This window comes from Gemmatimonadota bacterium, from assembly GCA_022560615.1.
Classification (GTDB): domain Bacteria; phylum Gemmatimonadota; class Gemmatimonadetes; order Longimicrobiales; family Gaopeijiaceae; genus UBA1138.
Genome location: JADFSR010000028.1, coordinates 14,503 through 39,417, shown reverse-complemented (window position 1 = coordinate 39,417; position 24,915 = coordinate 14,503). Strand labels below are relative to the sequence as shown.

The 24,915-nt window shown below is 64.4% G+C and carries 21 protein-coding genes, 1 tRNA gene and 1 pseudogene; 15 read left to right on the top strand and 8 right to left on the bottom strand.

Going from position 1 to position 24,915, the window contains the following annotated elements:
• Nucleotides 1-23 precede the first annotated feature (23 nt).
• From IIB36_14690 to IIB36_14635, 12 genes are all read left to right on the top strand, one after another.
• On the top strand, nucleotides 24-998 hold the full coding sequence (locus IIB36_14690) for a MoxR family ATPase (GenBank protein ID MCH7532985.1): 975 nt from the start codon (nucleotides 24-26) through the stop codon (nucleotides 996-998).
• A 9-nt stretch (nucleotides 999-1,007) separates the two neighbouring features.
• Nucleotides 1,008-1,934, top strand: coding sequence for a DUF58 domain-containing protein (locus tag IIB36_14685; protein MCH7532984.1), 927 nt, complete (start codon nucleotides 1,008-1,010; stop codon nucleotides 1,932-1,934).
• Nucleotides 1,931-4,054 (top strand): BatA and WFA domain-containing protein, encoded by a 2,124-nt coding sequence (locus IIB36_14680; GenBank protein MCH7532983.1) that lies wholly within the window; start codon nucleotides 1,931-1,933, stop codon nucleotides 4,052-4,054. The genes IIB36_14685 and IIB36_14680 overlap by 4 nt, the downstream gene beginning before the upstream one ends.
• A gap of 53 nt (nucleotides 4,055-4,107) precedes the next feature.
• A complete protein-coding gene (locus tag IIB36_14675) occupies nucleotides 4,108-7,629 on the top strand; it encodes a DUF4175 family protein (GenBank protein ID MCH7532982.1) in 3,522 nt (1,173 codons plus the stop codon).
• Nucleotides 7,630-7,987: 358 nt separating this feature from the next.
• Complete coding sequence (gene ettA, locus IIB36_14670; protein ID MCH7532981.1) at nucleotides 7,988-9,670, top strand: energy-dependent translational throttle protein EttA; 1,683 nt, start codon at nucleotides 7,988-7,990, stop codon at nucleotides 9,668-9,670.
• A gap of 68 nt (nucleotides 9,671-9,738) precedes the next feature.
• Nucleotides 9,739-10,254, top strand: coding sequence for a hypothetical protein (locus tag IIB36_14665; protein ID MCH7532980.1), 516 nt, complete (start codon nucleotides 9,739-9,741; stop codon nucleotides 10,252-10,254).
• Nucleotides 10,255-10,292: 38 nt separating this feature from the next.
• Nucleotides 10,293-10,793: a hypothetical protein gene (locus tag IIB36_14660; GenBank protein MCH7532979.1), complete on the top strand. Its 501-nt coding sequence runs from the start codon at nucleotides 10,293-10,295 to the stop codon at nucleotides 10,791-10,793.
• Nucleotide 10,794: 1 nt separating this feature from the next.
• Nucleotides 10,795-11,328, top strand: a complete 534-nt coding sequence (locus IIB36_14655) for a hypothetical protein (protein MCH7532978.1) — start codon at nucleotides 10,795-10,797, stop codon at nucleotides 11,326-11,328.
• Complete coding sequence (locus IIB36_14650) at nucleotides 11,325-11,840, top strand: hypothetical protein (GenBank protein ID MCH7532977.1); 516 nt, start codon at nucleotides 11,325-11,327, stop codon at nucleotides 11,838-11,840. The genes IIB36_14655 and IIB36_14650 overlap by 4 nt, the downstream gene beginning before the upstream one ends.
• An 80-nt stretch (nucleotides 11,841-11,920) precedes the next feature.
• Nucleotides 11,921-14,971 carry an aminotransferase class III-fold pyridoxal phosphate-dependent enzyme gene (locus IIB36_14645; protein MCH7532976.1) on the top strand — a complete coding sequence of 1,017 codons (3,051 nt, stop codon included), beginning with the start codon at nucleotides 11,921-11,923 and terminating at the stop codon, nucleotides 14,969-14,971.
• Nucleotides 14,972-15,236: 265 nt separating this feature from the next.
• Complete coding sequence (locus IIB36_14640) at nucleotides 15,237-15,470, top strand: hypothetical protein (protein MCH7532975.1); 234 nt, start codon at nucleotides 15,237-15,239, stop codon at nucleotides 15,468-15,470.
• Nucleotides 15,471-15,508: 38 nt separating this feature from the next.
• Nucleotides 15,509-15,877: a type II toxin-antitoxin system death-on-curing family toxin gene (locus IIB36_14635; protein ID MCH7532974.1), complete on the top strand. Its 369-nt coding sequence runs from the start codon at nucleotides 15,509-15,511 to the stop codon at nucleotides 15,875-15,877.
• Nucleotides 15,878-16,179: 302 nt separating this feature from the next.
• Here the strand turns inward: IIB36_14635 and IIB36_14630 are convergent.
• From IIB36_14630 to IIB36_14610, 5 genes and pseudogenes are all read right to left on the bottom strand, one after another.
• A pseudogene (locus IIB36_14630) lies at nucleotides 16,180-17,152 on the bottom strand (IS1595 family transposase).
• Nucleotides 17,153-17,246: 94 nt separating this feature from the next.
• Nucleotides 17,247-19,124, bottom strand: coding sequence for an FtsX-like permease family protein (locus tag IIB36_14625; protein ID MCH7532973.1), 1,878 nt, complete (start codon nucleotides 19,122-19,124; stop codon nucleotides 17,247-17,249).
• 29 nt (nucleotides 19,125-19,153) lie between these two features.
• Entirely contained in the window at nucleotides 19,154-19,867 is a 714-nt protein-coding gene (locus tag IIB36_14620; protein MCH7532972.1) for an ABC transporter permease, read from the bottom strand.
• Nucleotides 19,868-19,988: 121 nt separating this feature from the next.
• Nucleotides 19,989-20,303, bottom strand: a complete 315-nt coding sequence (locus tag IIB36_14615; GenBank protein MCH7532971.1) for a helix-turn-helix transcriptional regulator — start codon at nucleotides 20,301-20,303, stop codon at nucleotides 19,989-19,991.
• A gap of 270 nt (nucleotides 20,304-20,573) precedes the next feature.
• Complete coding sequence (locus IIB36_14610; protein MCH7532970.1) at nucleotides 20,574-20,738, bottom strand: hypothetical protein; 165 nt, start codon at nucleotides 20,736-20,738, stop codon at nucleotides 20,574-20,576.
• 394 nt (nucleotides 20,739-21,132) lie between these two features.
• Between IIB36_14610 and IIB36_14605 the strand changes: the two genes are divergently transcribed.
• Together IIB36_14605 and IIB36_14600 are read left to right on the top strand one after the other, a co-directional pair.
• On the top strand, nucleotides 21,133-21,930 hold the full coding sequence (locus IIB36_14605; protein ID MCH7532969.1) for a hypothetical protein: 798 nt from the start codon (nucleotides 21,133-21,135) through the stop codon (nucleotides 21,928-21,930).
• Entirely contained in the window at nucleotides 21,827-22,825 is a 999-nt protein-coding gene (locus tag IIB36_14600; GenBank protein ID MCH7532968.1) for an ISAzo13 family transposase, read from the top strand. Before IIB36_14605 ends, IIB36_14600 begins: the two co-directional genes overlap by 104 nt.
• Before the next feature lie 158 nt (nucleotides 22,826-22,983).
• Here IIB36_14600 and IIB36_14595 read toward each other — a convergent pair whose 3' ends face one another.
• The 3 genes from IIB36_14595 to IIB36_14585 form a co-directional block, all read right to left on the bottom strand.
• Nucleotides 22,984-23,124 (bottom strand): helix-turn-helix domain-containing protein, encoded by a 141-nt coding sequence (locus IIB36_14595; protein ID MCH7532967.1) that lies wholly within the window; start codon nucleotides 23,122-23,124, stop codon nucleotides 22,984-22,986.
• A gap of 113 nt (nucleotides 23,125-23,237) precedes the next feature.
• Nucleotides 23,238-23,660: a hypothetical protein gene (locus IIB36_14590; GenBank protein MCH7532966.1), complete on the bottom strand. Its 423-nt coding sequence runs from the start codon at nucleotides 23,658-23,660 to the stop codon at nucleotides 23,238-23,240.
• Nucleotides 23,661-23,949: 289 nt separating this feature from the next.
• Nucleotides 23,950-24,237, bottom strand: a complete 288-nt coding sequence (locus tag IIB36_14585) for a hypothetical protein (protein ID MCH7532965.1) — start codon at nucleotides 24,235-24,237, stop codon at nucleotides 23,950-23,952.
• 300 nt (nucleotides 24,238-24,537) lie between these two features.
• Between IIB36_14585 and IIB36_14580 the strand changes: the two genes are divergently transcribed.
• Nucleotides 24,538-24,621, top strand: a tRNA-Leu gene (locus tag IIB36_14580).
• Nucleotides 24,622-24,915: the final 294 nt, after the last annotated feature.

Sequence of the window (24,915 nt, the reverse complement as noted above, 5' to 3'; positions counted from 1 at the left end):
ACGATGTAGCACTCGCGGATAAGATGAAGAACGGCCGCGAGCAAATCCTCAGCGAGCTGCGCAAGCTGATCATCGGTCAGGAGGACGTGATCGAGCAGGTCTTGCTCACGCTCTTCGTCGGCGGCAACAGCCTGATCGTGGGTGTGCCCGGTTTGGCGAAAACGCTCCTGATCCACACGATCGCGCAGGTCGTGGATCTCAACTTCTCGCGCATCCAGTTCACACCGGACCTGATGCCGTCGGACATCACCGGCACGGACATCCTCCAGGAAGACGGGGAGACTGGACGCCGCGAGATGGTCTTCGCGCCGGGACCGGTCTTCACGAACATCCTGCTCGCCGACGAGATCAACCGCACGCCGCCGAAGACGCAGTCCGCTCTGCTCGAGGCGATGCAGGAACACCGTGTTACGGTGCAGGGCCGAACGTACACTCTCGAGGAGCCGTTCTACGTGTTCGCCACGCAGAACCCGATCGAGCTCGAGGGCACCTACTCGCTTCCCGAGGCACAGCTCGACCGCTTCATGTTCAAGATCATCATCGATCACATGCCGGAGGACGAGGAGATGGAGGTCGTGCGCACGACGACCAGTACCCTCGATCCGAAGTTCAGCCACGCGGTAAGCGGCGCGGACCTCGTCGCGTTCCAGGCGCTCGTTCGGCGTGTTCCGGTGTCTGAGTCGGTACTCAAGTACGCAGTGGCGCTGACCCGCGCGAGCAGGCCCAACCCCAACGGGGACGCACTCGACTTCGTGAACAAGTGGGTCGCATACGGTGCTTCGGTCCGAGCGGCGCAGTACATGGTGCTGGGCTCGAAGGCCCGTGCGATCACGCAGGGACGCTACCACGTCTCGTTCGAGGACATCCGAGCGCTCGCGCAGCCGGTGATGCGCCACCGCGTGCTAACGAACTTCCACGCGGAATCCGAAGGCAAGACCGCCAGCCAACTGGTCGACATGCTGCTCGAGGCCGTGCCGGTACCTTCGTCGGGGATGTAGGAGGCGCTCGTGACGGCGCACGCGCGAGCCCCGGCAACTGCGAGAGGCGGAAGCCAGTTCCTCGACCCCGCAGTCCTCGCTCGCATCAGCAACCTCGAGTTGCTGGCCAGGACAGTCGTCGACGGCTTCCTGACCGGGCTGCATCGCTCGCCCTACCTCGGATTCAGCACGGACTTCGCCGAGCATCGGCAATACATGCCCGGCGACGACGTGCGGCGCATCGACTGGAAACTCTTCGCGCGCTCGGACCGTCACTACATCAAGCTCTTCGAGGCCGAGACCAACGCGAACTTCATGGTGTTGCTCGATGTCTCGAAGTCGATGAGCTACAGCAGCCACGAGGTCTCGAAGCTCGACTACGCGAGGTACCTCGCGGCATGCCTGACCTTCTTCTCGCATCGCCAGCGTGACCGAGTGGGCCTGGTCACGTTCGATCATGAGATCGTAGAGTACGTGCCCCCGTCCATGAAGCGGATGGACACGATTCTGCACGTGCTCGATCAGGCCGAGGCCGGACGCGCTGGCAGCCTCCAGGCGCCCGCGATGCAGATGGCGGAGCTGCTCGGGCGAAAGGGCATCCTCGTCGTCATCTCGGACTTCTATGAGCAGCCAGACACCGTCCTCGCGTCGATCGCGCCGCTCCGGGCCCGCGGCCACGACGTGATCGTCTTTCACGTCATGGACCCGGACGAGCTCGGTTTCCCCTTCGAGCATCCGTCTGGTTTCGAGGATCTCGAGACCGGGGAACAGATCCCGGTGATTCCGAATCGGTTGAAGGAAGACTACATCCGACTCGTGAAGAACCACCTCGAAGAACTCGAGCGTCGCTTCACCGACAACCGGATCGACTACACGCTGCTCGATACGTCGAAGCCGCTCGACCTGGCACTGTTCCGGTACCTGTTGGCGCGCGAACACTCGAGTCGAAAACGATGAGCTTGGCGCTGCTCGTCCCGCTCTTCCTGCTCGGGGTCGCAGGCGTCGTGGTGCCGATCGTCCTACACCTCACACGCCGCCAACGGCGGAACCTGGTGCACTTCCCGTCGCTCATGTTCCTCGAGCGTATTCCCTACCAGGAGCAGCGGAGAAGGCGGATTCACTATTGGTTCCTGCTCTCACTGCGTGCGCTCGCGCTCGCACTGGTGGCCGTCGCGTTCGCGCGCCCATTCTTCGAGCAGGACACCGTCGGTGTGGGAGCGTCCTCCGGCCCGCGTGAGGTCGTCGTCCTGATCGACCAATCGTACAGCATGGAGATCGGCGATCAATTCGACCGCGCGCGGGACGAAGCACGCAGGATCTTCAACGAGCTCGGTCCGCTGGATCGCGCCAGCCTGGTGATGTTCGGGCGGGGCGCCCGCGTCGTTGCGCGCTCGACAGCGGATCGTTCGCAGCTCAGTCGCGCCCTCGACACCATTCAGGTCAGTTCGTCCATCACGCGCTTCGGTCCGGCTCTCAAGGTCGCTCAGACGATTCTGGAGGAGTCCGAGCTGCCCAACGGCGAAGTCTTCTTGCTCACCGACTTCCAGCGCAACGGCTGGACCGGAGACGAGGGGATCCGGCTGCCGCCTGGCTCGAAGGTCACCCCCGTCCAGCTCGGTGAGAAGACTTTGGACAACATCCAAGTCACTGATGTCGCTCTGGCGCGTGAGGCGGTTTCGGGCCGGGAGAGGGTGACCCCTACGGCGCGACTCGCTCGCCGCGGAGGGGAGCAGGCCAGAGAGGTGATGGTGTCCCTCGAAGTCGACGGCCAGGAACTCCAGTCGCGCTCGGTGACCATCCCGCCGAACGGGTCCGCGACGGTCACGTTCCAACCGTTCACGCTCTCGCAGCCACACACCCGTGGTTCAGTGCGTGTGCCAGGCGACGAACTGCCAGCGGATGATGCGCGCCACTTCGTCGTCTCTCCGGGAACCGCGCTCTCGATGCTCATCGTCGAAGGTGGCTCTGCCGCGAGCGATGCCAGCCTGTACCTGCGACGCGCGTTGGCTATCTCAGAAGGCAGACGCTTCGACGTCGCCTTCCGTCGAAGCGACACGGTGCGGCCGCAGGATCTCGAGGGGACCGATGGCGTCATCATAAACGACGCAAACGTCGACGGCGGTTCGGCGGAACGTCTGCGCCGCTTCGTCGAGGCGGGCGGCGGCCTGCTGCTCGTGCTGGGCCAATCGTCAGGCTGGCCGAACTCCGCCGCGGACATGCTGCCCGGTACCATCGGCCAGGTTCAGGATCGTCAACAGGGTCGCGGCGGCCGACTCGGATTCCTCGAGTACGGACACCCGATCTTCGAGGCGTTCTCGGGCCCGCGCAGCGGCGACTTCACTGGTGCACGTTTTTTCCGGGCCCGGGACTTCACGCCCGCGGACTCCGCAACCGTGCTCGCTCGCTTCGACGACGGCTCGGTCGCACTCGCGGAGTTGCGATACGGGAGGGGCACGGTGCTGGTCTGGACGTCGGCGTTGGACAACTTCTGGAATGATCTCGCTCTTCAGCCGGTCTACTTGCCGTTCGTACACCGGATCTCCGAATACGTGGGCGGACGGACAGAGCCGCTGCCGTGGTTCGTCGCTGGCCAGGTCGTGGACCTCGCGGACCCGGAGGCTCTGGAGATGGCCGGATTGGTTTCTGCGGAAGCCGCGGGCCTGGTGGCGGGACTCGATCAGGTGGCAGTGACACCTTCCGGGCAGTCGGTGCGGCTTCCCGCTGGGGACGGGCCGCGCTATTTGCTCCTCGATGAGCACGGCTTCTACACGGTGCGCGCTCCCGGATCGGATCCGGACCGGCCCTTCGTGATTGCCGTGAATGTCGAGCTCGAGGAGTCGAACCTGGCGAGGATCGACGCAGAGGAGTTGGTGGCACAGGTGGGCACCGCGGCGGCCGGGCCCGACGGTGGACCGGACTTCGAGCAGGCGACCGAGATGCGCATGGAGGATCTGGAACGGCGGCAGTCGCTGTGGCGATGGATTCTCATCGCTGCGTTCTCTCTGTTCGTGAGCGAAACACTGCTCTCGAATTGGGTATCCAGAAAGGCAGGAGTCCCTGGCGTGGCCACGGGCTGAATCGCCACGTTGTCTTGTAGTGCTTTGGAAATGGGCTGCGGAAGGAGTGGAAGATGAAGGGCTCTGACAGACGGATGACGAACCACAGGCTCATCGAGCTGGTCGCCAGCATTCGGTGGCGCTGGCGCACGCGGATCTTTCTGCGGGGACTCACCTGGGTCGGAGCGCTTTCGGGCGCCGTTCTCTTCCTGTCGGCCATCGGTCTGGAACAGATGCGCTTTTCAGCCGAAGCTGTAGTCTGGCTGCGGCTGCTCACATGGGGCACCCTCGGCTTCACCACCATCTGGTTCATCGTGCGACCGTTGTTCAGACGCGTTACGGACGAGCAGGTGGCGCTCTACCTCGAAGAGCATGAGCCGGCGCTCGAGCACGCGGTGGTTTCAGCGCTCGACGCGGGCAACGCCAGCTTCTCGCCTGCTCTGGGAGATCAGTTGGTGCAAAGCGCGCTCGATCGCGCACGGAAGGTGGAGTTCGGGCGTCGCGTGGAGCAGTCCGCACTCTACCGGTTCGCCGGTGCGCTGACGGCGGTCGCCGTGTTCGGTTTGGCTTTCGCCCTCATGGGCCCATCCCACCTCCGGCACGGGGTAACGGCACTGTTGTTCCCCATGACGGACGCGGCCTCGGTGAACCCGTATTCGATCGGCGTGCTGCCGGGGGATACGACGATCTCTCGAGGCTCCGATCAGATGGTCACGGCGACGCTTCAGGGCTTCGACGTCGCAGACGTCTCGGTGTTCACGCGTTCCGGATCCGATGAGACGTTCCAGCGACTGAGCATGCTGCCAGACCAGGCCAACGGCTTCGAAGTCATGCTGTTGGCCGTAGACGACCGCACCGAGTACTTCGTCGAGGCCGCGGGCATCCGGTCCTCCACTTTCTCGATCGACGTCGCGGACCTTCCCTACGTGGATCGACTCGACCTCACCTACTACTTCCCGCGGTACACGGGCCTCGACCCCCGGACGCAGGAGGACGGCGGTGATATCGCGGCGCTCGCAGGCACGCTCGTCGAGGTGCGCATTCACCCCACCATGGCGACCACCGCGGGCCAACTGATCATGGACGGGGAGCCCGTGGCGGACCTCGCGCTCGAGGCGGACGGTACGCTGCTCGCTTCGTTCACCGTCACTGAGCGCGGCTTCTACTCGATCGAGCTCGCGCGGGACAACGGCGAGATGGTGCCCGCCTCGCCCGAGTACATCATCGACCTGCTCGAGGACCAGGCACCTTCGATCCGGTTCTCCGACCCGGGAAGAGACATCACGGCGTCGCCGATCGAGGAAGTGTACCTCGAGGTGCGGGCCGACGACGACTACGGCATCGGAGACATCCGGCTCGTCTACTCGGTCAACGGCGGTGAAGAAGACACCTTGGTAATCTTCGAAGGATCGGGTGCCTCGCTGCGAGAGGTCTCTACGGGCCACACGCTCTTCCTCGAGGAGTGGGAACTGGAGCCCGGCGACTTGGTGGCCTACTACGCCCTCGTGCGGGACAACCGCACGCGCGACGGCGGCAAGCCGGTCTCGAGCGACATGTTCTTCCTGAGCGTGCGCCCGTTCGAGCGCGCGTATCGCCAGGCTGAACAGCAGGGCGGTGGCGGTGGTGGAGGTGGCCAGCAGGAGGAGACAGCGCTGTCCGAGATGCAGCGGATGGTGATCTCAGCCACTTTCAATCTCATCCGCCAGGAGGACAGCTACGGCCCGGGCGAGTTCAGCGAGAACGTGGTCAGCGTATCGCTCGCGCAGGGACGACTGAAGGAACAAGTCGCGACACTCCTGCAACGCATGCAGAACCGGGGGCTGACGCGAACCGATCCCGGCTTCCGGGACGTGTCCGCCATCCTGCCGCAGGCGGTCGAGGCGATGTCCAAGGCGGAGGAGGACCTCGCGTCGGAGGAGTTGCGCGACGCGTTGCCCGACGAGCAGACCGCGTTGCGCTTCCTTCAGCAGGCTGAGGAGACGTACGAGCGATACGTAACCCAGCAGCAGGATCAGCAGGGTGGCGGTGGCGGTGGTGGGCAACAGGCGGCCGAGGATCTTGCCGACCTGTTCGAGCTCGAGCTCGACAAGCTCAAGAATCAATACGAGACCGTCCGTCGCGGGCAGCAACAGCAGTCCGACAACGACGTCGACGAGCTGATCGAGCAGTTGAAGGAGCTCGCGCGCCGTCAGGAGCAGGAGGCCGAGAGGCAGCGTCGACGGGCGCAAGCGCAGCAAGGTTCGGCAGGTGGCGGCCAGGCTCAGCGGGATCTGGCGGAACAGGTCGAAGAGGCCGCCCGGCAGCTTCAGCGCCTCGCGAGAGAGAACAACGACGCCCAACTCGAACAGACCGCGCGTGACCTGCAACAGGCCGCGGAGTCGATGCGTCGGTCCGCGGCGCAAGGCGGTAGCGCCGGGCAGAGCGAAGCGGCGGCGGCGCAGCGGAGGCTGGAGGACGTGCGTCGGCAACTCGAAGAGGCACGCGCGGACCGGGCACGGCGTGACGCGGAGAACGCGATCGAGCGAGTCGAGGAGCTGCAGCGGCAACAGAGAGAGGTTCAGCGGGAGGTCCGTGGGCTTCCAGCGACCGGCGCCGAGCGAGCGGAGACGATCAACCGACTCCGCGAACGCAAGGACCAGATGACGGAAACGCTCGAGGACCTCGAGCGCGAGCTCCACCAGGCCGCCGCGAACAGTCGTGCCGACAATCCGGCAGCTGCGCGTGCACTCGAAGCCGCCGCGAAACAGATCCAAGATTCCAAGCTGAAGGAGAAGCTGCGGTACTCTCGCGGTACCATCGAGCAGTGGGACCCTCAGTCCGCGGTCACTCTCGAGCTCGACATCGAGTCAGACCTTCAAGCGCTGCACGATCAACTCGAGCGGGCGGCAAGCGCTTCCAGTGAGCGTCAGGTGAACCCGCTCGAAGAAGCACTCGAGGAGGCCCGCGAGCTAGTCCGCGGCATGGAAGCGATGGACCGGCGCCTCGACCAGAGCCAGCGCCAGGCCGGTCAGCAAGGCCAAGAAGGCCAGCAAGGCCAAGGTCAGCAGGGCCAAGACGGTCAAGGCGGCCAGCAGGGCCAAGACGGTCAGGGCGGTCAGCAGGGCCAAGGTGGCCAGCGCGGAGACCAGAGCAACCAGGCAGGCGGCGGCGGGCCCGACGGTTTGGCGTCAGACCGACTGGGTGGCTCGTACTACGGTGGAGCCGTGCGCGGAGACCCGCGGCCGTTCTCCGATGAGGAGATCCGACAGCTGCGTAGCGAGTTCGGCCAACGCATCGATCAGGTCCGGGCGCTTCAGGAGCGGCTGCGCGAGGCAGGGCAGGGATCCGCCCGGGATCTCCAGGCGGTGCTGGAGGCCATGGCCAGGCTGGAGCGCGAAGGCATCTATGCTGATCCCGCCCAGGTCGCGGGACTCAACGAGGACATTCTCAACAGCCTGAAGCGCCTCGAGTTCGGGCTACGCCGTGAGGTGGAGGGAGAGCCCGAGCAAGGCGCAACGCTCACCGGCTCCGATGAGGTGCCCGACGGGTATCGCGAACTTGTCGAAGAGTACTACAGGGCGCTCGCGCGAGGGCGTCCGGGCGGGGGTGGGAATTAGCTGTCGTTAAGCCGTGTTCGGTGCTCCCAGACGCGGCAGACAAGTCAATCGCTTTTCGTCGGTCCGATTGAGCACCTGTCGGACCTTGTCTCTCAGGCCCCGCACGGTGGGGATAAGGGACAGCGTGCAGCGTTACATTCTGCGCGCCACGCTGTAGTTCTTCCACAGCTTCTAGTCTAGTCTAGTTCCCGTCCCAGAGGTTCGGCGAGCACCGAGGGTGCCGAGGTGCCGCCCTGGTAAGGCGCGACGACGAGGAATAGCATGGCTATTTTGAGGAGAAGCAACGCAGCCAGGGTGGATACATCGGTGCCCGAATGCCGGCGAACTTCTGGGACGGGATACTAGACCCCGCCGTCGTATGTCTGGACCGCAGTTCATCTACCATATGCACCGGCTCTCGAAGATCGTCCCGCCCAAGCGGGAGATCCTCAAGAACATCAACCTCTCGTTCTATCCCGGCGCGAAGATCGGTGTCGTAGGCGCGAACGGTTCGGGAAAGAGCTCGCTCCTGCACATCATGGCAGGCATCGATACCGACTTCCTCGGCGAGGCCTGGGCCGCGAAGGGCACGCGCATCAGCTATTTGGCCCAGGAACCAGAACTCGACGAGTCCCTCAACGTGAAGGGAAACGTCGAGCTGGCGGTCTCCGAAATCCACGACCTTCTCCGGAAGTTCGAGGAGGTGAGCCTCAAGTTTGGTGAGATCTCGACCGACGAGGAGATGAACGCGCTCATTGAAGAGCAGTCGAGGCTGCAGGATCGAATCGAGGCGGTGGGTGCATGGGAGTTGGACCGGAAGGTCGAGATCGCGATGGACGCGCTGCGCCTGCCTCCCGGGGACGCGGACGTCACCACGCTCTCGGGCGGTGAGCGCCGGCGGGTAGCACTCTGCCGCGTCTTGCTCGAGCAGCCCGACTTACTGCTGCTCGACGAGCCGACCAATCACCTGGATGCAGAATCGGTCGCCTGGCTCGAGCATCACCTAGCCGCATTCCCGGGGACGATCGTGGCGATCACCCACGACCGGTACTTCCTGGACAACGTGGCGCAGTGGATCCTGGAGCTCGACCGCGGGCAAGGCATTCCTTGGAAGGGCAACTACACGTCATGGCTCGAGCAGAAGAGGGAGCGGCTGCGCGTGGAGGAGAAGAGCGAGTCCGCTCGTCAGAAGACCTTGGAGCGCGAGCTGGAGTGGATCCGAATGTCCCCCCGCGCGCGGCAAGCCAAGGGGAAGGCCCGCATCAATGCATACGCGGAGCTACTCGATCGCGACGAGCGCGAACAGGCGCGCACCGCCGAGATATTGATCCCAAAGGGACCCCGACTTGGGCGCACGGTGATCAACGCGAGCGGCCTGCGGAAGGGCTTCGGCGATCAGCTGCTCATCGACGACCTCTCGTTCGACGTGCCGGCGGGCGCGATCGTCGGAATCGTCGGTGGCAACGGCGCGGGCAAGACGACCCTCTTCCGGATGATCGTCGGCGAAGAACAGCCCGACTCGGGAACGCTCGAATTGGGCCAGACCGTAGAGCTCGCGTACGTCGATCAGTCCCGCGAGGAGCTCGACCCCGAGAAGAGCGTCTTCGATGAAGTCAGTGGGGGCCATGACATCCTTTACTTCGGGCGCGCGGAGGTGAACGCTCGCGCCTACCTGTCGTGGTTCGCCTTTCGGGGCGCGGATCAACAGAAGAGGACCGGCGTGCTGTCGGGAGGAGAACGCAACCGCCTGCACCTCGCCAAGCTGCTCAAGTCGGGCGGTAACGTGTTGCTTCTGGACGAGCCCACCAACGACCTGGATGTCGATACTCTGCGCGCGCTTGAAAACGCCATCCTGGACTTTGCGGGCTGCGTGCTGGTGATCTCTCACGACCGATGGTTCCTGGACCGGGTCGCGACGCACATCCTCGCGTTCGAGGGTGACTCTCAAGTCACCTGGTTCGAAGGAAACCACACCGAGTACGAGGACGACCGTCGCCGTCGATTGGGCGAGGCGGCGGTGCAACCGCATCGATTGAAGTACCGCAAATTGGTCCGAGACTGAGCGGGATCCACCCAGAAGCGTATTATTGAGGGTGGTTTGGCGAAGGAACGCATGCCGGGGGGTCGCCTGTGGAAATCGAAGATCTGGACCCGCCAACTGAACGGATCAGCTCGCCAGAGGACCGAAGTCGACTCCTGGCTGAGGCGATCGCGCACGCCGAGAACCGAGAGGCCCGATACCGGCAACTCCCGCCGGTGCGCCGCCGAGGAGGCCAATGGAAGGTGCTCCTGGCATTCATCGTGCTCATGCTCGCCGGCTACATCGGTCTCGCCCCGCCCGCGTGGCTCGCCGGAGGACCACTTCCGCAGGTTTCGAGCGCGGAGCGCGGGCGTGGCGTAGTCGCAGCGCTACAGATGCAAGCACGGCAGATCGAGGTGTTCCAGGCCCGGCACGGTCGCCTACCTCGCACCTTGGACGAAGTCCCGGTTCGAATCCCCGGCGTCCGCTTCGTGCGCTCGAATAGCCGAGTCTACCAGTTGGTGGCAGCGCGTCCAGACGGACGGGCTCTCGTCTACGATTCCGCGAAGCCGGACCCGAAGTTCGAGGAGGTCGAGAACGGCTGGGATCGCGGACCCGGGTCGTGATACCTTCCCGGAAGGACACCGAACGGTCCGGCGCGAGTATGGGCGACATCCTCGTCTTTCTTTCGATCCTGACGCTCGGCTTCGCGCTCGCGTATCCGCGACTGCAGGAACGCGCCTTCGAGCAGCAGTTGGATGGTGCGGTGTCGGCGATCGAGACTCTTCGCGCGGCCGCCTCCGCTTTCCTGAACCAAAACCGCGATTGGCCGGCGCCCAGCCCGGCGGGAGTGACGCCGCCTGAGCTCGTTTCGGCGTTCCCCGCGGAGCAACGCCTCGCGGTGGCGGGCTATGCGCTCGAATGGAACCGCTGGGAGATCGTCGACCGCGCCGAAGTCGTCTTGCCGCCCGAACCCGTGGCGCTTTCGCAGGGAGACTCGCCAGGAGACAGCGTGCCCGCGGGACCGACGACCCTCTTCCGCACGATGGGCGGACTCACGGTCTACTCAGGTAATTCTGCGCTTCTCGCTGGTCTGCTGGAACACTACGGAACGCGCCTTTCCTTCGTGAGAGATACCACTTGGACCCTCGTGATCCCCCGGTAAGATGATAGACGACCGCCGCACCCGTTCAGACGATTTCACCCGGGAAGTCAGCGACGAGAACGAACGCGCTCAGGCCGTCTCTGCCTTCCTGAGGGATCAGGACGAGCGCCGGAAGAAGGCGCTCAAACGAGCCGCACGCCGTCGGCGCATCAGGAGAGCTCGCAGAATAGCCGTGGGCGCGACGTGGATCGGTGTCGCCTATATCTGGGTGGGCACACCTGGGTGGCTCACCGTCGAGCCGCCACCGGTACCGACGGTCGCGGATGAGTCGAACGCGCTCCGCTTCAACCTCTACCTCCAATCTCAGCGCGTCGAGGCCTATCGCGCCGAACGCGGTCGTCTACCCTACGTACTCGACGAGGCCGGCCCACGCTTTCGGGGCATGGAGTACCGACGACGCGATAACAGTCAATACCAGATCACCGGGCGCACGGACCGAGTCGAACTGCAGTACCACTCGCGCCAGTCCCCGCTGGCGTTCGTGGGTGAAGCCGCCTCGCTGGCTGAAGACCCCCATCCCCGCGGTGAACGGTGAGGCTCCCGTCGTGGTTCGATCGGGACCGTCCTGCGCGACCTGAGAAGGCGCCGCGCGAAGCTGCCGGCTTCACGATGGTCGAAGTGATCACCCTAGCTGTGGTCATGGTCACGCTCGTGCGCATCGCGCTGCCGTCCTTCCACGACGTGCTTCTCAAGGCCCGCGCGGCCGAAGTGGTCGCTGAGTTCGAGGCCGTGCGCAGCGCGATGCACAACTATCACGCCGAACACCTACGGTGGCCTGAAGACGCCTATGTCGGACAGATCCCGAGTGGGCTCGCCGAGTTCCTGCCGGAGAACTTCGACTTCAGCGGAGCGGGCTATCGGCTGGACTGGGAGAACTGGGTCTTGCCAAGTGGGCTGCCCCAACACCCCGAGACCGGTATATTGCTGGGCATTTCGATCGTGACGGAGGACGCCGAGCTGGGCTACGCCGTGGTCGATTTCCTGGGCGGCACGATGGCTCACTACACTCTTGGCACGAGCTACACCTTCGTAGTTGAGCGTATGTAGCGCGAGCCGGGTCGATCCACGCGAGGCTCTGCAAGCGGACTGAGGTCGCCGGCGGTGTCGGGCGCCCGTATCCTCTCGAGATGATCCGCATCCACAGCCGTCCCGATCTCGACGAAGCCGTAGCCCTCGACGCAGTCCGCGAGCACTACGGTCTCGACGGCACCCTCACGCCGTTGCCTGGGGAGCGGGATCGCAACTTCCTGCTCGAGGTCGACAGCGGGGTGCGCTACGTCGTCAAAGTGAGTTCTCCCGACGAGCCTCAGGCGATCCTCGAGTTCGAGAACCGCATGATCGAGCGGCTGACCGCGGACACGAACGGTCTCGTCCCCGGACTCGTCGCGGCACGCTCCGGCGCGACGCTCGTCGAGCACGTGGACCCAGCAGGCGCTAGGCACCGCATCCGAATCCTCCACTTCCTGCCGGGTACGCTACTCGCCACGGTTCGTCCTCGTAGCGAAGCACTCCTGGTAGATATCGGGCGACGCATGGCCGACCTGGACAGCGCACTCGGAGCGCTCCCCGACCACCCCCCGGCGCGCGTCGACTTCGACTGGGCGCTGGGACACGCCGGCGACGTCATGGAGCGCGGGCTCTCTCTGCTCGAGGGCGAGCAGAGAGCCCTGATCGAACGAGCGATCGCTTCGTTCCGCGGCAAGGAATCAGAATTCCTCGGGCTCGGCTCTCAGATGATCCACGGGGACGTCAACGATCACAACGTGTTGGTGTCGCCCACGGACGGAGGCGAACACCGCGTCACGGGAATCATCGATCTGGGCGACGCGCACTCCGCGCCACGCGCCTTCGACCTCGCGATCGCGATCGCGTACTCGATCCTCGGGACTCCAGACCCATTCGCCGCCGCGGCCGCGCTGACCCGCGGGTACCATGGGACCTTGCCACTGCTCGAGCAGGAGCTCGATGTCACGATGTCGCTCGTCCGGGCGCGGCTGGGTCAGAGCGTGTGCATCGCGGCATGGCGACGCGAAGAGGGCAAGGCCGACGAGTACCATCTGGTGTCCGAGGAGCCGGCGTGGCATATGCTGCGAAGGCTCGATTCGGTGCCCGAAGCGATCGCCACCGGCATTCTCCGAGACGCCTGCGGCCTCGACGCTTGTCCGCGGAGCGCACCGCTAAAGAAGTGGCTGGCGACGCAGAACTTCAGCTCCGTAATGGAAGAGCCCGAGGACGAGCGCGCGATCGGTGTGCTCGACCTGAGCGTAGGCAGTCCCAATCTGACCGGTCGCGATACCGACGACACGAGCGACTTCACAGAGCGGCTCTTCGCTCGCATGCGCGAGCAGGGAATCACGCTCGGGATCGGGCGCTTCCTGGAGCCGCGCGCGTTCTATCTGACAGACGCGTTCGCCGGGCGCGAGGGCGATCCCCGCGAACGCCGGACGATCCACCTCGGCATCGATCTATTCCACGAGCCGGGCGCGCTGGTGCGGGCGCCGCTCGCGGGCCGCGTGAAAAGCGTTCGGGACAACGACGCTCGGCTCGACTACGGACCTACGGTGATCCTCGAGCACGACGGGCCCGCTGGGCCGTTCTGGACGTTGTACGGCCACCTGCAGCGCACCTCTGTCGGCAACCTCGACCCCGGGGATCCGGTCGAGGCGGGGCAGACGATCGCACGCGTAGGCCCGTACCCGGAGAACGGAGATTGGCCGCCGCATCTGCACTTCCAGATCATGACGGATCTGCTCTCTTTCGAGGGCGAGTTTCCCGGCGTTGCACTTCCGAGAGAGCGCTCGGTTTGGGCGTCGTTTTCGCCGGACCCGAATCTCGTTCTCCGGCTGCCCGGAGAGACGACGTACGTGGAGCCCAGCGGTCTCGAGCAGCGGCGAAAGGGCGCCCTCGGCCTGAACCTGAGTCTTTCGTACGACGAACCCATCCACGTCGCGCGCGGCCGCGGCGCCTACCTCTACGACTCGCTGGGGCGGGAGTACCTGGACGGCGTCAACAACGTCGCGCACGTAGGGCACGAGCACCCCGTCGTCGTACGGGCGGGCCAGCGTCAGATGGGCGTGCTGAATACGAATACCCGGTACCTGCACGAGACGATCCTACAGTACGCGGAGCGGCTCTCGGCGCTCTTCCCCGACCCGCTCTCGGTCTGCTTCCTGGTGAACTCCGGCAGCGAGGCCAACGAGCTCGCGCTGCGCCTGGCGCGGGCCCACACCGGAGGCGAAGCGGTGGTATCGCTCGAGGGCGGCTACCACGGCAGTACCCAGGCGTGTATCGACGTGAGCCACTACAAGTTCGCGGGACGGGGTGGCGGTGGCGCGCGCCCCTGGGTGGCCGCGGCGCCGATGCCGGACGCTTTCCGCGGTCTGTACCGCTCGGACGACCCCGCACGTGCGAGCCGGTACGCCGCGCATGTGGGCGAAGGCTTCGAACGGCTGGCCGCCACGGGCTACGCCGCATCCGCGTTCCTCGCGGAGAGCATCCTCTCGTGTGGCGGTCAGATCGAGCCGCCAGAGGGGTACTTGGCCGCCGCGTACGAGCAGGCGCGCGCGAACGGCGCAGTGTGCATCGCGGACGAAATCCAGGTCGGCTTCGGGCGCGTCGGAAGCCACATGTGGGGCTTCGAGACCCAGGGGGTCGTGCCTGACATCGTCACCCTTGGAAAGCCGATCGGAAACGGACACCCGCTAGGCGCAGTGGTGACCACCCCGGAGATCGCTGCTTCGTTCGCCAACGGCATGGAGTTCTTCAGCACCTTCGGCGGGAATCCGGTATCCGCGGCGATCGGTCTCGCGGTCTTGGATGTGATCGATGACGAGGGATTGCAGGCTCACGCGGCTGAAGTGGGGGGAAAGCTGAAGGCCGGCCTGGGCATGCTCGCAGGCACACACGAGGTGATCGGCGACGTGCGCGGCCGTGGGCTCTTCCTCGGCATCGAGTTCGTGCGCGATCGTCAATCACTGGAGCCCGCGGCTGACGTCGCCAGCTATGCGGTGGCGCGCATGAAGGACCGGGGGATCCTGCTGAGCACAGACGGACCCGACCACAACGTGATCAAGATCAAGCCGCCTATGCCGTTCTGCGCGGCAGACGCCGAGCGCCTGGTGCGCGAGCTGGACGGGGTGCTGGCTCACGACGTCGTGAGGGCGGTCACCGGCGTCTGAGCCGCGTGCTTCCCGAAGGCCGGTCACGATTCTCCCGAGGCGCCCGAAGAGGCAGGTGAGCGGCATGGGTACGCGCTGGTGAAGGAGCTGGAGCGCGACCCGGGAAGACCATGGATAGGCACTTGATCGCTGTGGGTGGCGAAAACTCTGTCTGCCCCGACATCATTGACGTTTCGCGGTCGGGGCGAAACGTGGCGTCAACGAGGGAACCGAGCTACACTTGTAAGTGTCACTATAATGGAACCTAGCGCACGGAGGCGCACACATGACCACGTTGACCAGCAGGACTCGAGCACAGGGCGCTTCCATCGTCACCACCCTGCCAGCCGAGGTCGTGCGTCGCCTTGGTATCCCGGCCGGCCAGGAACTCGACTGGATCGAGGATGGGCTGGGAGGTTTCCGGGTCGTCCCCCACACGCCGGAGCTCACGGAGGCGCTGGAAGCGCATGAAACGATCATGGCCGAGTATGATGGCGTGTTTCGCAAGTTGGCGAAGTGAGCGAATCCGAGACTCAGGACGAACCACGATGGCTAACGGTGACGATGCTGATGGCCATTCATGCTCAACAGATCGAGCGGTACGGAGGGGCGCACGGAGTTCTTGACGAGAACGTCGTGCGCTCCGCTCTCGCGAGGCCCAAGCAACGTTGGGCGTACGACGATGACGCTGACCTCGCTGACCTTGCCGCGTCCTATCTGGTTGGCTTCACTCGTTCGCAGGGCTTCAGCGATGGCAACAAACGCGCGGGGCTCGCTTGTGCTCTCGTCTTTCTGAGTTTGAACAGCCAGGAGCTGCATGTTCCCTCCAAGGAGCTCTACGCGCTCTCCATGCAGGCGGCAACCGATCAGGCCGATGACCAGGTGGTCGCAGCTTATCTACGCGACCGGATGACGCTACGCCCGTAGCTGGCGCCACCAGACCCGTTGTGGGTGGCGAAAACCTCGCGTGCTCCGCGAAAATCTCATCCGCGGGGATTATTGGGGCAATTAGTCGGTCTTTCGCGGTGGAAGCTATGTTCCTGACGTGACTCCAACGGGGTCACCGGGCGAGGGTGAGGGATACCTCGGGGCCCGGCGAGAGTAGAATCGGGCATCGGGGGCATGACCAGATCGGACGGGACCCGCATGGGCTGGCTACGAGGACAGCGAACGAATCTGAGCTACGCGGCGAATCGGTAACGGGGGTATCCATCTGAGTGCGGTACCCACTACAGGTTGTGGTCACGCCACGGGCGTGCGGATAGCTGGACCAAGAGCGACGACGGTCCTACGCGGTGTGCCCTGGGCGGACGAGGCTTCGTGCGCTTGGGGGACGGGTTCACAACGAGGGACTGGTAGGTGAGGGGGCCCACTTGGACCGCCTGTTCGAGGAGTCGCCTGAAGAGGAGGCCGCGGAACTCGGAGCGGCGCCGGTTGAAGCGGAAGGCAAACTCGTCGAGGTACGCTTGGAGGTGGTCCCCCGCCACAGCTCCTTGGTGCGTGCCCAGCAACCATCGCTTCACGAGGCTCGCAACACGGTGTACTCCAGGCAGAACCACATGGGCTTGGATGCCGGAGCCGGCGACGGGGAAGGGCCTGTGCCCGTAGTCATCGCCGATGGCGGGCGGGTACGACGCAAAGCCATCCGTGACGATCACCGAGCCCGGCTCCACGCAGTCGAGCAAGAACGACCACGGCCACGAGCGCTTTGCCGTGGGCGCCACGACCACGCTTCCCAGCTTTGACACCGCCGATGAAGGTCTCATCGACCTCGACCTCTCCCGCAAGCCGATCTCGACCCGGTCGCACCATCGCCGTCCGGAAGCGATGCAGCATGGTCCACGCGGTCTGGTAGGAGCCGAAACCGAGGAGCCTGTGCAGGGTCTTGGCCGAGACGCCGTTCTTGGCGGACGTCACGTACCAGGCTGCCGCGAACCAGATCGTGAGGGGCGTCCGCGTCCCGTGGAAGATGGTTCCCGCGGTCACCGACACACGACGCCGGCATGGCGCGCACCAGAACCGCCCGTCGTCCGTCCGCCAACCGCCGGTAGTACCACAGCGAGGGCACACGAAGCCGTCGGGCCAGCGCAGCCGCTCGAGGTAGTCGCAGCAGGCCGCATCGTCGGGGAATCACGCCCGCAGCTCCGCGTAGCTGGGCGGGTAGTCCCGGCCAGCTCGAAGACTGCGGGCGGTCCCCACGATCGTCACCCCGCAGCTGTGCTCGTAGCCGGCGCTCACCGACTGGGGAGTGAGCCCGCGGAGACAGTTCCTCCAGCTGAGGGGTACCGGAGCCAACTCACTCGTACCGCAGCGCCTCCATAGGATCCGCGCGCGTTGCCCGGCGCGCAGGCACGTAGCCGGCGACAAGCACCACCGCAACCAGCCCGACGCAGACGGCCACAAAGGTCAAGGGATCGGTGGCCGTCACTCCGTAAAGCTGACTGGAGATCATGCGGGTGAGCGACAGGGCCGCAACCAGTCCGAGAGCAATACCGGTGAGGCAGAGACGTAACCCTTCGCGCAGCACCAGGAAGAAGACGGCCGGGGCTCCACCACCCAACGCCCGTCGGATGCCGAATTCGTGCGTTCGCCGAGCCACGGAGTATGACGCCACGCCGTAGATCCCGCCGACCACCAGCATCAGCGCCAGCGCTCCGAAGACGGACATGAGAAACATCGAAATGCGCTGTTCCTCCAAGGAATCGGCAAGGAGTGCCTCCATCGTGGCGAACCGCGCGACGGGCTGGTCAGGATCGATCGACAAGACTTGCGCGCGCACGGCCGGAACAAGGCTCAGTGGGTCTCCATCCGTGCGGACGGCCAGCCACGCAGCTCCGACTGGCATTTGCAGCAGCGAATAATACACCTGTGCGGGAGCCTGCCTGAAGCGCCCGTCCTGCGTGACGTCGCCCACGATGCCCACGATTTCACTGAAGTTTATTCGCTTGCCGATGGCGTTTCCATCAGGGAAATAGCGTGTCGCCATCGTCTCGTTGATGACCGCCAGACCGGACCCGTCTTTCCACCACTCCCCGATCCACTCTTGACGCCCCTCGCTTGCGGAGAAGATGCGGCCCCTCAACAGAGGAATGCCCATCGCCCGGAAGTACTCCGGCGTCACCACATGTGACCGGAACCTCTCGATCACAGTGGGCTGGCCCGGTGCCGCTCCCCCGATCTCCCCATTGACATGGTAGGTCCCGTCCCTGATGGGACGAGAGACTGTGAGCGCAACAGCGCGCACGGGGGGCAGCCCCGAGACGCGCTCGATAAGCTCTCTGAAGAACTCTGCCTGCTGGACGCGTGTGTTGTACCTCGAGGCCGGCAGACTAATGTTAGCCATCAACAGATTTTTGGCTTCAATGCCCGGATCGACCCGCTGAAGCTGCGCAAAGCTTCGGACCAAAAGCCCGGCCCCGACCAACAGGAGCAGTGAGAGTGCCACTTGGGCGATCACGATGACGTCGTGCGGTCGCACGCGTCGTCCACGCCGTCCAATGGAGCGCCCACCGCCCATCAGGGAGCCGGCCGCGCCCTTCAGAGCTTCGACCGGACTGAGGCCAGAGGCCCGCAGGGCAGGAACGAGACTACAGATCACGACCGACAACAGGGCTACGCCCAGCGCGAAGCCGAGGGCCTGGCCATCGATGGCCACTTCGTAGGTCCTAGTCCCGAACGGAGCAACGGAACTGTCGGCCGTCCTCGGCAGGCTCTCGGGCGTCAACGCAAGCAACAGACGGACTCCCCAGTACGCGGCCACCAGGCCCGTCGCGGCGCTGGCCAATCCCAAGATCAGGCCTTCGGTCAGCAGCTGCCGGAGGAGCCGCAAGCGACCGGCACCCAGGGCGCGGCGTATCGCCATCTCGCGCTGTCGTTCGATCGCCCTCGACAAGAGCATGGCCGCCACGTTCGTGACGGCTATGAGCAGCAGCAGACCGACCGCTGCGAGAAGCATCAGCAGCGCCGCCCGGACGCGGCCCACGGTGTGGTCCAGCATCGGCTCGACGCGAATGCCGAAGCCCGTCCCGTCGGGATACTCCTCGCCGAGTCGGGCGGCGATGGCCCCGAGCTCCTGACGCGCCTGCTCTACCGTCGCTCCGGGTTTCAGACGTGCAGTCAGATAAGGAATGATGTGGCCGACCGCCGGGCCGAGCTGACGCTCACGAGCGCTCAACGCCCAGGGACGCCACGCGTCGACCTCCCCTAGCTCACCCCTAGCTCGGGTAACTCGAAGCCGGACGGCATGACACCGACGATCGTGAACGTCCGATCGCTCAGCACAAGCTGCCGGTCGATCACATCCGGATCCGCCCCGAAGTGCTGTTGCCAGAATCCGTGGCTCAAGATCATCACATCGTCGTTGCCGGGTTGATCCTCCTCGGGGTAGAACGTGCGGCCGTGAATCGGCGCGACTCCGAGCAGCGTGAACAGATTGGCGCTGACGCGGGCCGTCCAAACCACCAACGGCTCATCGCCCCCGGTCAGGATCTCGTCGCCGCGCCCTAGGTGCGCCCCGACAGACTCGAAGACCGTGTTGTGCTGCTGGTACTCCACGAAGTGGGACGGCCTGACGTAGAAGCGAGGGAAGCCCGGTAACGTCTCATACACCGCGACGACTCGATCGGGGTTGTGATACGGGAGCGGACGCAGCAGGACGGCGTTGACCACGGTGAACATCGCGGTGGTGGCGCCGATGCCCAGCGCGAGCGTGCCGATCGTGATCACCGCTAAGCCCGGAGCACGTAGAAGTCCCCGCAGCGCGAATCGCCCATCGCTCCAGAGTCCCGTCATCGTCATCGTCGCCCCCCTCTCTGCGAGTGCGTCGATGCAGGAAGCCGTGACCCGCATGCGTAGCCGCCAGACCGCGAATCGGGTGGGCGGTCCCTGTCGGTTCATCCGCGTCCACGCGTAGGCCATCTCGGCCTCCCACTCGCGGCGCCAGGCGTCCCGTCTCGGGCGTGGGACGAGCCGCGCCGCCCAGCCAAGGATTCGTGCTCCGGGTACGGGTCCTCGAGGGTGATCGATCATATTCCCCGCCTCAGGCCGGCTCTGACCGCGGCTGGAACAGACGAGGTAGGGCACCAAAGCGGGCCTCGACATCGGCCATGGACAACTCCCCCACCGGCGTCAGCTCGTAATACCTCCGCTGGGGCCGCCGCTCGGCCTTCGCCTCGTCCTCCTCCTCCCACTTCCCCTCCAATACCCCCCTCCGTTCCAGCCGCCGCAGGAGGGGATAGACCGTGCCGTCGGGAAGCCCCGTGGCGTCCATGATGTCGAAGCCGTAGCGGTGGCCGTTCCGGATGGCCAGCAGCACGGTCGCGGTGGGATAGGTCAGGCTGAAAAGTCGGCCCATGCGCCCTCCTCGCAGGTGTCCATCTCATCGCTGCGGGTACCTAGGAATCTAGGGACCATCATACTAGTCAGATGCCACAAAAGCTACAAGAGTCCGTCTTTCCTATCGGAGACACCCGGGCTACGGCTGTGCAATCAAAGCGACGGGCCTCGCCCACTGCTCTGGAATTCTTCGTCCCCTTGACCCGGTCCTTCTCAATGGTGTGAGACTGAAGTCTTGGCCCTGTGTGGGCAGAACAGCTACACACTTCACTTGTGTCTGGGTACCCTGCTATCTCCCGCGCGTCACCGGAATTTCGACGGCCAAGCGAAGCGCGAGCGCCGACTCCCACGCCTTGTAGGGCCGCTCCGAAAGTACGTTGATGGTCCTACCCTGCGCGTATTCCGCCGTGCGAGCAAGCCATGCCACGCGGTACGCGTCTACTTCGACGTTCACGCCCCAGCGGACCCCGCTCCCCCCCTCACTCCGAGGCTAGACGTCAGGTATGGAACGTCCTTCGGTGACGCCCAACCGACCCCCAACCCGAGCAGCCATCGGCCGGCTGCCCCGATACGCATACGGGCCCGCACGTCCACTGTCATGAAGCTCCCCGACTCCACATCGACTGAGTGGACCGTGTGCGTTCCATCTACCGGATACAACAGACCTAAGGGGCTGCTCAAGAAATAATGGGAACTGAGTAGAACAAGAGATACCTGACCGAGCCATAATCTGTAGGCTGGTCATCTCTGAACCTACTCGTAGGTACGGACATCAGGCGTATCCTTCCCAAGCCTGCGGTGGTACTGTTGGGTGTGTACGGTAGACTCTCACCCAATGGTAACGCCTCATGCGACCCATCCGATGCCACGTCGATCGACTCGTCGAGGCCTTCCGGCGCCACGACGTGCTCACGTTGCCGGAGATGATGGACGCGCTCGGGACGAGCGCGAAGATGACCGTGTTCCGCAAGCTGCGTGGGCTGGAGTACCGCGCCAGCTACTCACACGCCGGGAAGTACTACACGTTGACGGAGCGCGCCCAATGGGATGACGACGGGCTGTGGGTGCACCAGGGCATCCGCTTCTCTCGTCATGGGACGCTGTTGGCGACGCTCCAGTATTTGATCGACACGGCCCCGGCCGGTTGCTATGCCCAGGAACTCGAGGAACGCGTCGGCGTGGGGGTGCACAACGCGCTGCCGACTCTTCATGGGCGTAGTCAGGTGAGGCGTCACCAGATCGGCGGTTCCTTCCTGTATGTGTCCCTCACCGGCGGTGACCGTCAGTTTGCACGACGCCGTCGGGCCGCGGCGCAGCATCAGCAGGTGCAGAAAACCCCCAGCCCGCCGGGGCCACCGGGGTTCGAGGCACCGGAGGTCGCCGAGAGCCTGCGTCGGTTCTTGGCCACCCTCAACGAGAAGCAGCGTCGGCTCTACGCGGGCTTCGAGTCGATGAAGCTGGGCCACGGCGGCGACATCCGGATCGCCGAAATCACAGGTCTCAACGTCAAGACCGTGGCCCGAGGCCGCAAAGAGTTGGGGGCTGTGGACATTCACCCTGATCGCGTCCGCGCACCCGGAGCCGGTCGACCCTCGGTTAAAAAAAACCGCTATTCTCAAAGAACTCGAAGAACTGCTGGCCGATGAGACCGCGGGTGATCCCATCTCAGGCGTGAAGTGGTCGCGCAAGAACCCCCGCACGCTCAGCGACGAACTCAAAGCCCGAGGGGTCGAGGCCTGTCCCAACACGGTGGCCGCCACCCTGCGCGAGCAACACTACTCGCTGCGCGTCAACCGCAAGAGCGTCGCCTCCACCCACCATCCGGACCGAGACCTGCAGTTCCGCCACCTCGCCACTGTCAAGCAAGACTTCCTCGATCGGGGAGTCCCAGTCATCAGCGTCGACAGCAAGAAACGCGAACTCGTCGGCGCCTTCCGCAACCCAGGACGCGCCTGGCGTCGTGAGCCCCACGACGTGCTCATCCACGACTTCCGCTCCAATGCTCAGGGCGTCGCTCTGCCGTACGGGATCTACGACCTGGCCCGCAACCACGGCACGATCATCGTCGGCACCTCCCACGATACTGCCGCCTTCGCCGTCGACTCCGTCGGCCTCTGGCTCGACTCCACAGGCTGGCACACCTATCCCGACATGAGCGAGCTGCTCATCCTCTGTGATGCCGGTGGCAGCAACGGCTACCGCACCCGTCTGTGGAAGTATGCCCTCTCCCAACTCGTCCGCGAGCACGGCATCGCCGTCACCGTCGGCCACTATCCCCCGGGCGCTTCCAAGTGGAATCCCGCCGACCACCGCCTCTTCAGCTTCATCAGCCTCAACTGGGCCGGTGTGCCTTTGCGCGACTACGAGACCATCCTCAACTACCTGCGCACCACCACCACCCGCTCCGGACTCGAGGTCAACGCCTCCCTCCACACCCAGCACTACGCCACCGGTGTCGAAGTCAGCAACGCCCAGATGAAGGAGATCCACATCGCGCACAACGACACCCTGCCCCTCTGGAACTACACCATCTCCCCTTGATCACCCGGTGTCCTTCCGACTCACAAATGCCAAATTGTTTTTGAGCAGCCCCTTAGGCCGTATAATGAAGAGGGTTCTTCTCGGCGTGCGCGCAGCGGGATGCCGGGAAGAACGCATTGAACTGAGCCGCTTCGGGGGGGTGGGTGGGGACGAGAGGCCTATGGGTCACCGATGATCCTGAGCAGCCGAGAGACGGTGTTCTTGGAGCATCCGACCATCCGAGATGTAGCGCGGATCGAGTTGCCCTCAACGAGTGCCCTGAGGATCGCGGCCTGTTTCTCTTTGCTCGACACGTTCATTGTCTACTCCAAGTTCTGTTTTGCTTACCTCCTAATCTATGCTTGAGCGCTCAAGCAGTCAAGACAAAAAGTGGACGTTTGCTTGTTTCGGGTCCTATTTGGGTCATGCAAATCTAAGCTCTCAGCCCCGGAGAAGGTTCCTCGGGAAGCCTCCAAAGCCCTGGCCCCACCTTCTCGACCACCCCAGCCTCTACCAAGCGTCGGAGCGTGCCATAGACAGTGTTGTCGAACTTGGAGGCTGAGCTGCCTATACCTCCTCGTCGGAGGCCGCGCGCGATTTCGGCTGTCTTCTGTGGTTTCGCTGCCGTGGCGAGAAATGCTTGGATCGCTTTCGGGTTGGTCATGGTGGCGTAGGGCCCGTCAGCCGTCTTCGATCTCGCTTCGGTTCCCGTTGGTAGGATTGCCGAGCCCTGGGCCGAGAGTACCGCTTCGGCGTGTGCCTTGGCGATCTCTAGCTCCTTCAATTTCTCCTTGAGCAGCGCCCCTTGCTTGTCTAGCTCAGCAACGTATTGCAGCAATCTCATGTCGCCTGACATGACTTTCCCCCTTGCCGAAAATTCACATCTTACCTACGTTCTCACGCAGACGGGGACGTTGGGGGCCAGTTTCCCGACCCCCTCACCCCGTCCAAGGGCGATCAGATTATCATACTGAACACCGTCCTTTGTAGGTTGCGGCGGCTCCGGGGACCTTGCCCAGGTACCACACCCGGAGCCGCCTTGTTTTTGGGGTGCGACGCACTCCATAGCAGACACGATAAGCAAACGCCCTGACGCGCGCAACTGGCGTCAGGGCGTTTTGTCTTACTCAGTGTAGACAGGGCGCTTACATGTCGTCGTTTGGCTCCTTCGCCCAACGTGCGCGGGCAGCCTTTCTGGCGATCTCCGACTTGCGCTCATCGCTCAGAGCCCTCGCCCTGGCCTTGCCGCCCTTGAGGCCCCCAAGACGCCCCAGGGCGACGGCGGCGGGGTTCTTCTCGGGCTGGGGCTTCTCAGGCTCCAGCGGCGCGGGCTCAGCTTCACCAATGACCTGTTGGATGACGTTGAACGCGGTGACGTTGGGGTCGTCCGCATCGTCTTCCTGCTTCCGTGTCTTGCTTGAGCGCTTTGGCATACCTTAGAAGGTACGGACGATCTCTCCTCGAACCAAGCCCCCACAACAACAAAACCCGCTCTGGGGGCCTTCCCTCAGAACGGGCGGAGTCTCCTCCGTGACGGTTCCCGGCCAACAGTGCCGGCGGTAGTCACAGCGGTTTCCGGCCTACAATGCCGGCGCTCGCTTGCACGATCCTAACGCCCCCCTTGGGGCATCGTCAATCCTTTTCCAGGTAGTGGTACAGTTTGTACCACTACCGCGGTACGGGAATACGGGGTTAGCGTTTTCCGCCGATCAGTGCGACACTCCATGCGGCGCGGAGGGGTGTCGAGACTGGTTTATCTCACATGGTCTGAGAAATCGTGGGCGCTTCGGCGCAGGGTTCAATTCCCCACCCCTCCGTGCTACCAAGCAAAAAAAACCCCGGGCATCCAATCGCCCGGGGTCCTTCCAATCGTGATACGGGCTCACCAAACGAGCGGTGCACCCACACGGTCTGAGTGCTTACAGTATCGAAATCTCGCGACCAAAAGTCAAGTCAAAACCAGTGCATAGTCGGGTGCCCGTGCGATTCACGGCTGAAATTTACTGCGTAAAGATCAGTATCGAGTGAATCACCCGTCAGGATCGGAAGGAATCGTTCGTCAACCCCCTTCTCGATTCAAACTGACCCACTACCGCGGGGGTACGGGTGCT